This window comes from Acinetobacter sp. N1-1, assembly GCF_056711485.1.
On record NZ_JBWXUO010000012.1, the window covers coordinates 1229431 to 1243982 of the forward strand.

Here is a 14552-nt window from a genome sequence, read left to right on the forward strand (position 1 = left end):
ATTAACTCCGTTTTACAAATGACTGTGCAAGTTTCAAATAAATACGGCTTGCATGGCTTACTTTATCTTTTAGCTTTAATTGAGATGGATAATGCTTAATCGCTAAGTTTGCAAGTGGCTTTGGCAAGATTAGAGCTTCCATTTTGTTTAGGCATCGAACTAATCGAATGGCATGTGATAGATCACCATCTGCAATCATACGATCATTTGCGAAAGCACGTGCTGTACTTTCTTGAAATGAAAAGACTAAATAAGCATGATAAATGTGCTTAAATATTATACTTAAGTGAGGTTTTTCATCTTTATTTGCTTGCTCAAGTAGACCGTTTTTATGAACTTTTAGAGTAAATGATGGCCCGTTTGGGAATACTTTCATTGCAAAAATAAAACCAACTGGAAAACCTTTCACTTCTTGCTGAATTTCTGTATCGACTTGGTTAGCCATAACAAGACCACGACCAATAATATCCATCATAAATTTAACATAAGCATGCTGCATAGCAGGTTTGATATGGTTTTTTTGCATGACAGATCCTTATAGGTTATTTACCTGAACTTCTTTAAAGTAATTACAGTTTGATAAATACTCAATTATATCCTCGTAAAGCATTTCTATGGTTGGTAGTTTATCTTTTGCTTGAATGAGGTCATGGATACGAGTCATTTCAAGACCTGCATAACCGCACGGATTAATTGTATGAAAAGCACTAAGCTCACAATTTATATTTAATGCAAATCCATGATAACTACGACCTTTACGTATTTTAAATCCTAATGATCCAATTTTTTTCTCATCTACATAAACTCCAGGCGCATCTGCCTTCGCATATGCTTGAATTTTATATTTAGAAAGTAAGTCAATCATCATTTTTTCAACAAAACTAACAAGTGTGCGTACATTCCAAGATAAACGATTAAGATCTAATAGGAAATAAGCGACAAGTTGACCTGGTCCATGCCATGTAACTTGCCCACCACGGTCTGTATATACTATGGGAATATTGCTAGAGGTTAGGATATGTTCTGCTTTTCCTGCTTGGCCTTGAGTTAAAGTATTATTATGTTGTAAAAGCCAAACTTCATCAGGTGTATTGTCATCCCGACAATTTGTGAACTCTTTCATAGATTCGAAAATTTGTTTGTAATCTTGAAAATGATTAAAACAACGGATTCTAATCTCATGAGAGATGGTAGTATTAGACTCACGCATGTGAAATCCCTAAATATAAAAAATAAACCAGTCGCTAATGTACTGGTTTATTTTATGTTACAGTGCAGTTTTGATTAAAGGGCAAGCTGCAAGGTCTGCATATAAAGCATGGACTTGTTCTAATTCATCAAAGCGTAACTGGGCAGTGATCGAGTGATACTTTCCAGTACGTGATGGTTGTACAGTAAGCGTTTCTTTTTCGAAATTAGGGAAGTGTTTTACCAAAATTTCAACAACGGCTGTATGTAACTGATCGCCTGCTTCGCCAATGAGTTTAATTGGATAGTCCATTGGAAATACCCAAAGGTCTTCTTGTAGCTCTCTTGATGGGGTACGGTCTAACATATGTGCCTCTTTATGTAGAAACGCCTGCAGATATGCAGACGTTTTTATATCAGATAAACCATATATTGGGGCTTATCATATTTTTTTCAACTCTTACAGATTAGTCATTCTCAAGAAATGAGCGTAAGTGTTCTGAGCGTGAAGGGTGGCGTAATTTACGTAATGCTTTCGCTTCAATTTGACGAATACGTTCACGTGTGACATCAAATTGTTTCCCAACTTCTTCAAGAGTATGATCCGTTGGCATATCGATACCAAAACGCATTTTTAACACACGTGCTTCACGTTCTGTAAGGTTTTCAAGTACATCACGTGTTGCTTCTTTTAGACCTTCTGAAGTTGCAGCATCTACAGGAGATGTAATATTTGCATCTTCAATGAAGTCACCTAAATGAGAGTCTTCATCATCACCAATAGGCGTTTCCATTGAAATTGGTTCTTTCGCAATTTTTAACACTTTGCGAACGCGAACCTCATCCATTTCTAGACGCTCACCAAGTTCTTCAGGTGTTGGTTCTCTTCCCATTTCTTGTAAAAGCTGGCGTGATACACGATTAATTTTGTTAATCGTTTCAATCATGTGTACAGGAATACGAATGGTACGTGCTTGGTCTGCAATTGAACGTGTAATTGCTTGGCGAATCCACCATGTTGCATAAGTTGAGAATTTATAACCGCGACGGTATTCAAACTTATCAACAGCTTTCATCAAACCAATGTTACCTTCTTGAATAAGATCCAAGAATTGTAAACCACGGTTGGTATATTTTTTGGCAATAGAAATTACAAGACGTAAGTTTGCTTCAACCATTTCTTTTTTAGCACGATGTGCTTTGGCTTCACCAACAGTCATACGCTTAGAAATATCTTTAATTTCTACAACAGATAAACCAAGATCTTTCTCTGTATCTGCAATTTTTTGTTGGAAAGCAAGAATATCAGGGCGTACTTTTTCTAGATAACCACGCATTTCAGTAGGCGTAACTTCAATTTGTTCATCTAACCAAGTTAAGCTTGACTCACGTCCAGGAAAACTTTTTCTAAACTGAGTACGATCCATACGACCACGACGTAAAGCATAGCGCATGATTTCACGCTCTGACTGACGAATTTGGTCATGTGTGCCGCGAATCATTTCAGAAATAATTTCAAATAGGCGGGGTGTAAATTTAAACATCATGAAGACTGTTGCTAAATTTTGCAATGCAACATCAGCTTCTTTTGACTCACGTCCATGCTTAGCAATAATTTCTTTTGCCGTTGCCCATGATTGTTGTAGCTCTGTAAAGCGTATACGTGCAATTTCAGGATCAGGTCCAGAATCACCTTCTGAATCATCTGAGTCAGAGTCAGATTCCTCGTCTTCATCTTCATCATCATCTAATTTAGTGTCTTTTTTAGATTTTGTTGAAGTCGTTGATTCCTCATCATCATTTAAATGGCTTTCTTCTTCTAAAACTTCAGGAATTTCTTCATCAGACTCAGGGTCTAAGTAACCTGATAGAATATCAGCTAAACGTCGTTCGCCGTTGCCATAATCTTCATATTCTTTAAGTACAACTTCAACAGCATTTGGCCAATAAGCAATAGCATGCAATACATCACGAATACCTTCTTCGATGCGTTTTGCAATGCTGATCTCGCCCTCACGAGTTAGAAGTTCTACAGTTCCCATTTCACGCATATACATGCGTACTGGATCGGTAGTGCGGCCAGGTTCACTTTCTACAGATGCTAAAACGGCAGCAGCCTCTTCTTCTGCAACTTCGTCACCAGTATCAGCAGATTCACCAAACACAGTGTCATCAGTTTCAGGAGCGCGTTCATGGACAGGAATACCAACGTCCTGAAGCATTTGTATAATGTCTTCTATCTGTTCGCTTTCGGTAATCGAGTCTGGGAGATGATCGTTAACCTCAGCGTAAGTTAAATAACCTTGTTCTTTGCCTCGGCTAATCAGAGCCGCTACTTGAGAAGTAGGGGAATTCATATCGCTCATCTTATGCTTACTCTTTAGTTGAATCTGTGGCAGTGAAAAACCGTGCATTATAGCACAATTTACGAATATTTTTTTGAGAAATGATATGTCTTGTCTGACATTATATCAAATCTGATGCAGTATTGTATGATATATAAGGGTATATGCTTTTTTTTCAAGTTATACATGATATGTTTATGTCTGTTATATAAAAATATATCAAATTTGTTATAAAAAAAGCACTTTTTATAATAACGAAGGAATTTAGATATATTATTCTTGACAAAAGTTAAGAACCAAGATAAATAGCGGCTTTAAGGGTATTATTTTACTGAGGTGTAGTTGAGTGTCTTCTACAGATTTTGAATTAGATGAAAGTTATGATGATGATTCCAGTTTTGACGAATCATCAAGTAAAATTACTGCAAAAGAATCATTAGAGAAACGTCGTTTAATTGACGATCTACTCGCACAGCGTCGTCTTGAAAAAGAACTTAAAGAGTTTGATTATGACTTCGATGATGATGACTTCGATGATGATGAAGCGTAAAATTTTTACGATTGTCATAAATCAATGTTATTCTCTATTAATTAGAGAGTTAAAATGAGTGATAGAAAATATGAGTGCTTTAGATTTAGATCTCTTGGCTGAATATTTAGATGGTGACCAAAACGAACATGGTCTAGATTTTGCTGCAACTCATGGTTTTCTTAGTGCAATTGCAGTTGGTCCACTATTTAAACAATGGTTAGAAGAATTATTTGATCAAAAACAGCAATCTGTCCCAAAGAATATTATTGAACAAGTTAAGCTGTGGTTAGATGATATTCGCCAAAATCTTGCAAATGAGGAAGGTATAGATTTCCCATTTGAGGTAGAAGAAGCAGATGTGGATTCAAGTCTTGGTGATTGGTCGGTGGGATTTGTTGATGCAATGTTCTTAAATGAAGAAGCTTGGTTTACTCCTGAGTTTGAAGAGCAGCTTATCGATTTAACTTTACCAATGATGGTTTTTAGTGGTATTGATGAAGAAGATCCTCAGATGGAGTCATTTCGTAGAAATGGACAACTTATGGATGAAATTGCAGAAGAAATACCAAATAACCTTAATGAATTATACTTGATGTATCATACGCCAAATGCATAATTGACAAAAATGCCTCCATGAAAATGTGAGGCATTTTTACATAGAAGGAAAGTAATTTACGCATTAATATTATCTTAAAATGGTTAGGAATCCATTTGGTGAGAATGACTTATGTTAATACAATTATGCTATGCAAGCACGCGTAAAGGTCATCAGGAGCTTTTACAAGATTTGAGGGATATTTTAACGGAAACTATTCGATTTAATCGATCTAATAATATTAATGGTGTTTTATACTATGCTCATAATTCCTTTTTCCAATGTTTGGAAGGTGAACAAAGTATTGTAGAGCAGCTTTTTGAGAATATAAAAAAAGATAGAAGACATCAGGATGTATTATTACTTACAAAAAAAGAAATACAAAAAATTGAATTTGGTGACTGGTCAATGAAATATGTTCAAACCAATAAAGATGTTGATTTGTTCTTTAAAGAAAAAAACTATGATTACTTTCAGCCTACAAAGCTTAATACTTCTCAAGTTTTTGAGTTTATTAACTATTTATTGAGTGCGCAGGAAGGGATGTTAAAAGAAACAAGTAAAGATAAGAAAGTATCTAGTAATAACTCTAGAGGATATAAACGAGGCTACAGTAATTATATTTAGTTAATAGGGATATTATTAATTATTTAAATTATAATAAAAAATATACTATGTTTTATTATTTTGTTATTATTTGGTTAATAATTTTTACGAAGTAAACCAAATGCACTTTCAATTGAAGCCATTAAATTACTTGTTTATTTTTAGTTTTTTCCCAATGACATCTATTTATGCAACTTCATGGGATAAATTAGATCCAGTTGAAGTTGTAAATGAATCAGAAGTTATAGCAGAGCCTGTATCTAAAAATTATCTGAATCAACAGAATATACAGCAAGTAGAAGAAAAAGAAAAAAATTCTGTAAGACCTATGTATTTTAGTTTAACCCCTTCTATTCTTACTGGTGGTGAAGCTAAAGAGTATGTTTTTACGGGTAATAATAGAGATATGCTTAGTTTGCTAAACTGGGAGATAAAAAATATACCTACAATAAAGGCAGATTTTACATGGGATTTAAACTCATGGTTAAGCGTAAGTATTAATGGTTGGACGACATTATCTTCAAGTATTGTACAAATGGATGATTACGATTGGAGAGATCCACAAGCCAGATCGCTTAAGACGGACTGGTCACATCATCCAAACACTTCTTTAAATTCTGCTAATAAAATTGATATCAATTTTACTTCTTGGTTTGCTAAAACATCAAATTATAAAATGGGCTTGCTTGTAGGGTATGAACAAAGCCGATTTAGCTGGACTGCCAAAGGTGGTCAGTATCATTATGGCGCAACAGATACCTCAGGAAATTATATTAGAGGTACAGCCATGTTATATGAAGGAAGTTTTCCTGAAAATGAATCTGGTATTGGGTATCAGCAAAATTTTAGAACACCTTATGTGGGATTAGTAACGACTTATATTTATGATAAGTATGAGTTTAATGCAATTGCAAAAATGAGTCAGTGGGTGAGAGCACGTGATCAAGATGAGCATTATGCTAGAGATATTACGTTTTATAGCAAAGGTGAAATCTCAGATTATTATTCTGTAACACTCAATGGAGGCTACTATATCGCTCCTAAAGTAAAAATATTTGGTGAAGTTACTTGGAATGCTTATAAATTTGCTCCTGCAACAATGACAATTAAAGGGGATACTTCAGAAAGTAATGCAGGTATTTCCTCTAAATACTATAACTTAGGTATTGGTGCGCAGTATCAGTTCTAGAGTAAAGTAAGAAATTAGTTAATATAATCTTTTATTTCTTGAGTATGCATGGATGCGAAGTGATGGCTTGTAGATTTAATAACTTTTAGTTCAGCTTGAGGTAAGTAAGACTGTAGTTTTAATGCAATGGGTAGGGGGCTAATAGGATCTGCACTTGCCCAAATGAGAAGAACGGGTATTTTTATGGATGCCAGTTCTTTTTCATAATTGGCTTGTGTTTTTATAAACCAGTCTGGTGTATGGGCTTGTTGTTGGTGATAGTCTGTCCTCCAGTCTTGCACATCGAATTTGTCTAAAGGAATACCTCCTGAAGTTGCAACAAGAACTAAGCCTTTGACTAAATTATTCTTTTCCAATGCTGCTCGTATTGCAAATAAACCCCCCATTGACTGAGCAATGAGAATACTTGGTTTTACAATTTGAGATAAAACATGATCACTCAATTGCTCAAAAGACTGAATGTGTGTTTCGCATGGTGCGTTATAAAAGCCAGGGTATGCAATTACTTTGCCCTTATATGGCGTATTATTCATATAGTATTGAAAAAGAGGCTGCCAAAAATCTGTATTGCCTGAAGCGCCGGGAAGAAAATAAAAATAGTGCATATCTTTAATTAATTTTAATGATTGTTCTAACTTTAATTGAATAAGTTTAAAAAAGCACTTTATTTATACGGTGTTTTCAACAAGAATAGCACCCCTAGTTATAGCTATAAATCATTTATAGCGAGAAAAGATAAGTTTTTTAAAATATTGGTATTGTATGCGTTTAAGCAGTTTAAAGCTTTCTGGATTTAAGTCGTTTGCAGATCAGACTACATTAAAATTTAAAGCAAACCGTAGTGCGATTGTTGGACCCAATGGTTGTGGAAAGTCGAATGTTATTGATGCTGTTCGTTGGGTAATGGGGGAGTCTAGTGCTCGTCAATTACGTGGTGGAAGTATGCAAGATGTCATTTTCACAGGAACAGCAAAACGTAAGCCTGTTGGTGTTGCAAGTGTAGAATTACGCTTTGATAATACATATGGAAAGCTTGGCGGTGAGTACAATGCTTATAATGAGTTGGCAGTACGCAGGCAAGTGACTAGAGAGGGGAAATCTGAATACTTTTTAAATGGAACACGTTGCCGACGTCGTGACATTACCGATATTTTCTTAGGAACAGGTCTTGGGCCACGCTCTTATGCAGTGATTGAGCAGGGGATGATTAATCGTTTGATTGATGCGAAGCCTGATGAGATGCGTGTTTTTATTGAAGAAGCAGCAGGTATTTCTCGTTATCAGTCACGCCGTAAAGAAACACTGCACCATTTAGAACAAACAACCCAAAATTTATCTCGTTTAGAAGATATTGAAAGTGAACTAAAAACACAGCTTAAAACATTAAAGCGTCAATCTGAAAATGCTGTGCAATACCAAGAGTTAGAAAAAGAAATACTGACAGTGAAAGTGGAAATTTTATCATTTCAGTATGAAAAAAGTATTCAGCTACAGCAAGAATATACGCTACAAATGGATGAGCTTGGTGAGTCTTTTAAGCAAACACGTTCGGAGCTAAATACGGTTGAACATGATTTAAATGATGTAAGTAAAATTTTTCAACGGTTGATAAAAAACTCCTCACCTTTACAGCAAGAGTGGCAACTTGCAGATAACAAAAGATTATCTATGCAAATGCAATTAGAGCAGAAGATTCAGTTGCTTGAGCAGAATAAAAACCAACTTCATTTGTTAGAAGACCAAAAAAAGGAAATTAAACAAAAAATACAATTGCTTGATATTCAGCTTGATGATTTATATACAGGACAAGATACTTTTCAGCAGCAAGTGGTTCGGTGTGAGAAAGAGGTTTCCGAAAGTAAAGCTGAAATAGAAAAAGTCAAACTTTTATATAAAGATAAGAAAAAAGCATTAGAAGTATTATCCCAAACATTTGAGCAACAAAAACAAAGAGAGCAGACCTTACAATCACAACAAGTACAGCTCAATAAAAACATTCAAAGAGGACAACAACAAAAAGATGTTTTACTGTTACAGCTTAAAAGACTAAATAAAGATAATGATGATGGTTTAGTCCAAGAGTTACAGCAAGAGTATCAAGATTTACTGGCAGGCATTGATTTAACTGAAAAAATTTTAAGTGATGATGCATCAAAGTTAAAACAGCTTCAACAAGCATATGATGAAGCAAAAACAACTTGTGATGATGTCCATTCGCAAATTAAGATTTTACGACAAGAAAAAATTAACTTAGACAAACTGCTCGCAAAAACAACTGTATCAAAGCAAAAAAACTCATATCAGCAATTAATACAAATTCTAGAGTTAAAGTCTGAAGCAAAAACATATGCGAGTTTAATAGAGAAGTTTTTAGCAAAATGGCTTTCTGCTGAGGTATTAGAAAGTGATAGTCAGCTTAGGAAAGATGTCGCTAGACAAGTCGTGTTAAATAAGGAAGATAGGCTTAACCATAAAATTTTAGACTTACCTGTGCTTGCTTCATGGATTGAACATCCACAGCTTTCTTTCTGTAATGATATTGCCATTGTAGATACATTTAAAAATGGTTTGGCGCTACAAAGTAAGTTGAAGGTAGGGCAAACGATTTTAACGCTTGATGGATATTGGCTTGGCTTAGATTGGGTGGTTGCTTTATTTTATGATGAAGACAGTCAAGTTGCACAGGGAATGCTGAGTCATAAGATTCGTCTTGAAGAAATTATCAATGAGTTAAAGGTACTCGAGGAAAAGTATGCTGTAGGTGAAAAAAATCTTTCTGAGGTGAAAGATCGGCTTGAACAGCATCAGCACGTCATTTCATCGCAGCAGCAGCAGTTAAAGCAACAGCAGAATCAAGCACAAGCGCTTAATGTTTCAGTGATTAAGTTACAAAGTAAGCATCAAGCATATATAGCACAACATCAGCAGTTGCATGAGCAGTTAAAGCAAGTGGAGATTCAGCTTGAAGAAGATGCAATGCAAAAAGATGATCTAGAAATAGATATACATGCAATAGCAATGAAGGTATCTGCTCTAGCACCTCAATACGATCGGGCACAGCAAGTTGTATTTGCATCTGAGAATGATCTTGAAGTGCTTACAGAAACTTTAAAACAGCGGGAACAAAATTATCATGATGTTCGTGAAAAATTAAATGCTTGTCAGCAAGAAAGTGGTCTTTTAGATAAAGATCAATCATTTTTAACTGCACAGTTACAGCAAGTACATACACAAATTTCACATTTAACGACATTAATTCAGCCATCTACTAATGAAATTCCTTTATTGCAGCAGCAATATGAGGAGCAAATAATTTGTGTTGATAAGCTTCAAAAGCAATTAAGTGAATGGCAGTATGAATTAAATACCATTCAGGCAAAACAACAGCAATTAACAGAAAAAAGGCATCAGCTTGAAATTGATGATCAGCGCTTACGTGATTTACTTGAAGAGAAGCGTTTAGCATGGCACGCGGTAAAATCTGATTTATCACATTATGGTGAGCAGTTGGAAAACCTAAATGCAAACTGTCTTAAAGATGTCATTATTGATGTTGCTGAGCATCAGGAAAAACTGACAAAACTGCAAACTAAATTTGCTAAGTTAGGCGCAGTGAATTTGGTTGCTTCTGCTGAATATAATGATGTGAAGCAGCGCCATGAAGAATTGACGCATCAAATGTCTGATTTAGAAAATACGATTGAGCAGTTGCATGCTGCGATGAAAAGTATTGATCAAGAAACAAAAAAGCTTTTTATGCAAACATTTGATAAGATCAATGTCGAATTAAAGATGCTTTTTCCAAAAGTATTTAGTGGTGGTGAAGCAAGTTTAAGTTTAGATGGCGATTGGCAGTCAGGTGTAAAACTGATGGCACGTCCACCAGGTAAGCGTAATAGTTCATTGGCACTTTTATCTGGTGGTGAAAAAGCATTAACAGCATTGTCGCTTGTTTTCGCAATTTTTAGATTAAATCCTGCACCTTTTTGTGTGCTAGATGAGGTTGATGCACCATTAGATGATGCAAATGTCGGCAGATTTTGCAATTTAGTGAAAGAACTTTCAGAACAAGTACAATTTATTTACATTACCCATAATAAACTAGCAATGACGATGGCGACAGATCTGCTTGGTGTTACAATGCCTGAGCCAGGAACATCAAAACTAGTTACTGTGAATTTAGAAGAAGCGAAAGAATACGGCTTAGTTGCGGAGTCTTGACATGGAAACAACAACAATTATTGGTATTGTCATTGCAGTAGGTATTATTATCTTTGCATTGTATATACTGTTAAGAAAACCAAGAGAATTTGTACCATCGCTAGACGCTGAGCTACATATTAATCCTGAAACAAATCAGCCAGTTTTACCGAGATTTGTTAGACAGCAGTTGAACATGATTGAATTTGGTCAAACACCAGAAAAAAAATCAGCTAAAGTGGTGAAAGAAAAAGCTACTGAGCAGAAGGCTGAAACAATTGCAGAAACTAAAGATACGCAGAATTCTGCTGAAGAACCAAATAAAAAACTAGAAGATGTTACCCAAAATGCTGATGTAAAAGCACCTGAGCTGAAAGATGCAACTTCGAGTGTTGAAGATAAACAAGAAACTAATGCTCAAAAGGCTGATGCTGTTCAATCTGCTACAGAAAAACAGCCAGAAGAGAAGCCGAAAAAAGAAGCGGTTTATCACTTAAACAAAGATATTGAAAAAGCAGAAATTAAAGAGTTTGATGAAGAGAGCTCTATTTTGGATATGCACCTCAATGAGCAGCAACGCTACGATGATGAATGCTCATTGGCAAATGCACAGCATATTATTAGTCTAAATGTTTATCCGGGTCCACGTTGTATATTGTCTGGTGATAAAACTTTAAAAATACTGCTTAAATATGGATTACGTTTTGGAGAGTTATCTTGCTTTCATCGCTATAAAAATTTAAATGATGCACAAGGTGATCAAGCAAAAGTAGCACCATTGATGTTCTCTGTACTAAAAATTTCGGATGAAGGTCCAGTTGGTTTTGACTTAGAAACTTTATCTACTGAGCAAGTGAATGGCTTGGCATTTTTCTTAGCGTTACCCAATACATATGCGCAAGAAGGTTTTGATACGATGGTAAGTACAGCAGGCTTAATTGCACGTGAAATTGATGGAAAAGTATTTGATGAAAATAATGATGAGTTGTCTATGCAGTTGAAAGAGTATTGGCGCCGTCAGGTTATCGACTTTAAACCGACAGCATCGGCCTAATCTAATTTAAAAATAAAAGGCGGATTTTCTCCGCCTTTTTTATATGGTGGTTTTTATGGTGAATATAGATAAAAAACAAATTGTAAGTCGTATGCGACAGCTTATTCAATTGTTGGCAAAACATAATCATGCTTATTATGTCATGGATGAACCAACAATTTCAGACAACGAATATGATCAGCTATTTCACCAGTTGAAAGATTTAGAGCAACAATATCCAGACTATGTGCAAAATGACACACCGACACAACGCGTAGGTGGTGAAGCACTGAGTAAGTTTAATAGTGTAGAACATGCTGTACCAATGTTGTCATTGGGGAATGTGTTTAATCGCGAAGATTTATTTGCCTTTGCACGCCGTATCGAAGAAAGGTTGCCAAATCAGTATGTAAATTATGATGTAGAATTAAAGCTAGATGGTCTTGCTATTTCTTTATGGTATGAACATGGCGTGTTGGTAAAAGGGGTAACACGTGGTGATGGTGAAACAGGCGAAGAGATTACACAAAATGTAAAAACGATTCGTAATTTACCTAAAATACTACATAGTGATATGTTTCAACCACCTGCCTTACTAGAGGTGCGTGGCGAGGTATTAATACCTAAATCTGGCTTTGAAAAACTAAATAAAATAAATGAAGCAAAAGGTGAAAAGACCTTTGCGAACCCTCGTAATGCAGCAGCAGGAAGTCTAAGACAGTTAGACCCGAATATTGCAGCTTCTCGACCACTTGCATTTTATGCATATGGTATTGCGCAGTGTGAACCTGCAAATGACTTAGAAACGATGCACGATAGTTTACAATGGTTGACTCAACTTGGTTTTGAAATAGCAGAACGTCAGTTTCTTTGTCAGTCTATTCAAGAAGTTCAAGAAAAATATGAGCAAATTCAACTAGAGCGAGAGATTCTAGCTGTTGAAATTGATGGTATGGTGATTAAGGTAGATAACTTAAAACAACAAAAACAACTTGGTTTTTTGAGTAGAGAGCCACGATGGGCAACAGCTTATAAATTTCCTGCTGTTGCTGCACTTACTAAAGTTGAAGGGATTGACTGGCAAGTAGGTAGAACAGGTGCTTTAACTCCTGTTGCTCGTTTAGCACCTGTTTTAGTCGGTGGTGTGACCGTTTCTAATGTAACATTGCATAATATTGGTGAAGTTCACCGTCTTGATGTACGTATTGGCGATACAATTAGCGTATACAGAACAGGAGATGTGATTCCTAAAGTTGAGAAAGTATGGCAAGAGTTGCGTGTAGATGATTTGCCAGAAACCATGCTTCCTAAAAGCTGTCCTGTTTGTGCATCACCTGTTGTGATGCCTGAAGGCGAGGCTCTTGCGCGTTGTTCAGGTGGGCTTTATTGTGCTGCACAACGTATAGAGGCTATACGTCACTTCGTGTCTAGAAAAGCAATGGATATTGAAGGGCTAGGTGATCGTTGGGTTGAATCTCTTTTACATTTGGAACTTTTGAAAGATGTATCTGATATTTATCATCTAAATAAGCATAAAGAAACGCTTTTAAGTATTGAAAAAATGGGTGAAAAGTCCGTTCAGAACTTATTTAATGCGATTGAAGCCAGTAAAAAGACGACATTAGCACGCTTTATATATGCTTTAGGAATTCGTGGTGTGGGCGAAACAACTGCACGTATGCTTGCAAATACATTTACAACATTAGAAGCCTTGCGTAAAGCAGATAGTGAAGCACTGAAAAAGACACCAGATGTCGGTGATATTACAGCAGAATGGATTGCTGACTTTTTTCAGGCGGAACACAATATAGAAGTGATAGATAAACTTCTTGAAAGTGGTATTCATTGGGATGCACCAAGTGCATCGACTACACAGCCTTTAAATGGTGAAAGTTGGGTACTTACAGGTACATTGATGCAGTTGAACCGTGACCAAGCAACTCAAATGTTGCAAGCCTTAGGTGCACGTGTAAGTGGTAGTGTATCTGGTAAAACAAAATGTCTTGTTGCTGGTGAAAAAGCGGGCTCTAAATTAGATAAAGCACAAAACTTAGGTATTCAGATTTTATCTGAAACTGAGTTTTTAACATTGATGGCAGGTTATGGACAACAACCGATAGAGTAAATGAATAAGAAGCATTTTTATTGGTTACAAAAAAGATCATTGTCTGACTAAACCGTTTTTAAATATAAATAACTCCTTGATATTTGTTAAGGGGTTATTTTTTAATAGGAAAATGTTTTTTTAATTGCAAATGCGTATGCTTCTCATTTTAATTTTATAAAAATCAGTAACTTATAAATTATTTTGTTTTGCAAGTGTAATAAAAAATAAGCATAATATAGCCATTAAATTAGGAGAATTCATATGCGTGGCAATCCAGAGGTTATAGATTATTTAAATATGCTTATTGGCGGTGAGTTGGCTGCTAGAGATCAGTACTTAATTCACTCTCGTATGTATGAAGATTGGGGTTTAAGTAAGATCTACGAACGCATTAACCATGAAATGGAAGAAGAAGCATCTCACGCAGATGATATTATCCGCCGTGTATTGTTCCTAGGTGGTACGCCAGATATGGGACGTGATGATATTGATGTAGGTACAGATGTGATCTCTTGCTTAAAAGCAGATTTGGCACTTGAATATCATGTACGTGAAAAACTCGTTCAAGGTATTGCACTTTGTGAAACGCATGGCGACTACGTGAGTCGTGATATGTTGCGCCAGCAATTATCTGATACAGAAGAAGACCATACATATTGGTTAGAAAAACAAATTCGCCTTGTAGAATTAATTGGCGAGCAAAATTATATCCAATCTCAAATGTAAAAGTAAGACTATAAAAAAGCTGCCAATTGGC

General features: G+C 35.7%; 13 protein-coding genes. 8 read left to right on the forward strand and 5 right to left on the reverse strand.

Going from position 1 to position 14552, the window contains the following annotated elements; translation table 11 throughout:
• Position 1: 1 nt before the first annotated feature.
• From AC1MPL_RS06080 to rpoD, 4 genes are all read right to left on the reverse strand, one after another.
• Positions 2-526 carry a hypothetical protein gene (locus AC1MPL_RS06080; protein WP_479764915.1) on the reverse strand — a complete coding sequence of 175 codons (525 nt, stop codon included), beginning with the start codon at positions 524-526 and terminating at the stop codon, positions 2-4.
• Positions 527-535: 9 nt separating this feature from the next.
• Complete coding sequence (lipB, locus tag AC1MPL_RS06085) at positions 536-1210, reverse strand: lipoyl(octanoyl) transferase LipB (RefSeq protein WP_479764916.1); 675 nt, start codon at positions 1208-1210, stop codon at positions 536-538.
• 57 nt (positions 1211-1267) lie between these two features.
• Positions 1268-1555 carry a YbeD family protein gene (locus AC1MPL_RS06090; protein WP_479764917.1) on the reverse strand — a complete coding sequence of 96 codons (288 nt, stop codon included), beginning with the start codon at positions 1553-1555 and terminating at the stop codon, positions 1268-1270.
• A 100-nt stretch (positions 1556-1655) separates the two neighbouring features.
• A complete protein-coding gene (gene rpoD, locus AC1MPL_RS06095; RefSeq protein ID WP_479764918.1) occupies positions 1656-3602 on the reverse strand; it encodes an RNA polymerase sigma factor RpoD in 1947 nt (648 codons plus the stop codon).
• Between the two features lie 277 nt (positions 3603-3879).
• On the opposite strand from rpoD, the gene AC1MPL_RS06100 reads away from it, so the two are divergent.
• The 4 genes from AC1MPL_RS06100 to AC1MPL_RS06115 all read left to right on the forward strand — a co-directional run bounded on the left by AC1MPL_RS06100 (position 3880) and on the right by AC1MPL_RS06115 (position 6455).
• Positions 3880-4083 carry a PA3496 family putative envelope integrity protein gene (locus tag AC1MPL_RS06100; RefSeq protein WP_479764919.1) on the forward strand — a complete coding sequence of 68 codons (204 nt, stop codon included), beginning with the start codon at positions 3880-3882 and terminating at the stop codon, positions 4081-4083.
• Positions 4084-4153: 70 nt separating this feature from the next.
• On the forward strand, positions 4154-4681 hold the full coding sequence (locus AC1MPL_RS06105) for a YecA/YgfB family protein (RefSeq protein WP_479764920.1): 528 nt from the start codon (positions 4154-4156) through the stop codon (positions 4679-4681).
• A gap of 111 nt (positions 4682-4792) precedes the next feature.
• A complete protein-coding gene (locus AC1MPL_RS06110) occupies positions 4793-5287 on the forward strand; it encodes a BLUF domain-containing protein (protein WP_479764921.1) in 495 nt (164 codons plus the stop codon).
• Between the two features lie 100 nt (positions 5288-5387).
• A complete protein-coding gene (locus tag AC1MPL_RS06115) occupies positions 5388-6455 on the forward strand; it encodes an omptin family outer membrane protease (RefSeq protein WP_479764922.1) in 1068 nt (355 codons plus the stop codon).
• A gap of 14 nt (positions 6456-6469) precedes the next feature.
• On the opposite strand, the gene AC1MPL_RS06120 is transcribed toward AC1MPL_RS06115, so the two are convergent.
• Positions 6470-6988 (reverse strand): alpha/beta fold hydrolase, encoded by a 519-nt coding sequence (locus AC1MPL_RS06120; protein WP_479764923.1) that lies wholly within the window; start codon positions 6986-6988, stop codon positions 6470-6472.
• A gap of 229 nt (positions 6989-7217) precedes the next feature.
• Between AC1MPL_RS06120 and smc the strand changes: the two genes are divergently transcribed.
• From smc to ftn, 4 genes are all read left to right on the forward strand, one after another.
• Positions 7218-10676, forward strand: coding sequence for a chromosome segregation protein SMC (smc, locus tag AC1MPL_RS06125; RefSeq protein WP_479764924.1), 3459 nt, complete (start codon positions 7218-7220; stop codon positions 10674-10676).
• Position 10677: 1 nt separating this feature from the next.
• A complete protein-coding gene (locus tag AC1MPL_RS06130) occupies positions 10678-11709 on the forward strand; it encodes a cell division protein ZipA C-terminal FtsZ-binding domain-containing protein (RefSeq protein WP_479764925.1) in 1032 nt (343 codons plus the stop codon).
• Positions 11710-11764: 55 nt separating this feature from the next.
• Positions 11765-13813, forward strand: coding sequence for an NAD-dependent DNA ligase LigA (ligA, locus tag AC1MPL_RS06135; protein ID WP_479764926.1), 2049 nt, complete (start codon positions 11765-11767; stop codon positions 13811-13813).
• Positions 13814-14056: 243 nt separating this feature from the next.
• Entirely contained in the window at positions 14057-14521 is a 465-nt protein-coding gene (gene ftn, locus AC1MPL_RS06140; RefSeq protein ID WP_023272510.1) for a heteropolymeric bacterioferritin subunit Ftn, read from the forward strand.
• The last annotated feature ends 31 nt before the right edge of the window (positions 14522-14552 follow it).

Coding starts and splice junctions, on each gene's coding strand:
- AC1MPL_RS06080 (WP_479764915.1), bottom strand. CDS start 526: ATGCAAAAAAACCATATCAAACCTGCTATGCAGCATGCTTATGTTAAA.
- lipB (WP_479764916.1), bottom strand. CDS start 1,210: ATGCGTGAGTCTAATACTACCATCTCTCATGAGATTAGAATCCGTTGT.
- AC1MPL_RS06090 (WP_479764917.1), bottom strand. CDS start 1,555: ATGTTAGACCGTACCCCATCAAGAGAGCTACAAGAAGACCTTTGGGTA.
- rpoD (WP_479764918.1), bottom strand. CDS start 3,602: ATGCACGGTTTTTCACTGCCACAGATTCAACTAAAGAGTAAGCATAAG.
- AC1MPL_RS06105 (WP_479764920.1), top strand. CDS start 4,154: ATGAGTGCTTTAGATTTAGATCTCTTGGCTGAATATTTAGATGGTGAC.
- AC1MPL_RS06110 (WP_479764921.1), top strand. CDS start 4,793: ATGTTAATACAATTATGCTATGCAAGCACGCGTAAAGGTCATCAGGAG.
- AC1MPL_RS06115 (WP_479764922.1), top strand. CDS start 5,388: ATGCACTTTCAATTGAAGCCATTAAATTACTTGTTTATTTTTAGTTTT.
- AC1MPL_RS06120 (WP_479764923.1), bottom strand. CDS start 6,988: ATGAATAATACGCCATATAAGGGCAAAGTAATTGCATACCCTGGCTTT.
- smc (WP_479764924.1), top strand. CDS start 7,218: ATGCGTTTAAGCAGTTTAAAGCTTTCTGGATTTAAGTCGTTTGCAGAT.
- AC1MPL_RS06130 (WP_479764925.1), top strand. CDS start 10,678: ATGGAAACAACAACAATTATTGGTATTGTCATTGCAGTAGGTATTATT.
- ligA (WP_479764926.1), top strand. CDS start 11,765: ATGGTGAATATAGATAAAAAACAAATTGTAAGTCGTATGCGACAGCTT.
- ftn (WP_023272510.1), top strand. CDS start 14,057: ATGCGTGGCAATCCAGAGGTTATAGATTATTTAAATATGCTTATTGGC.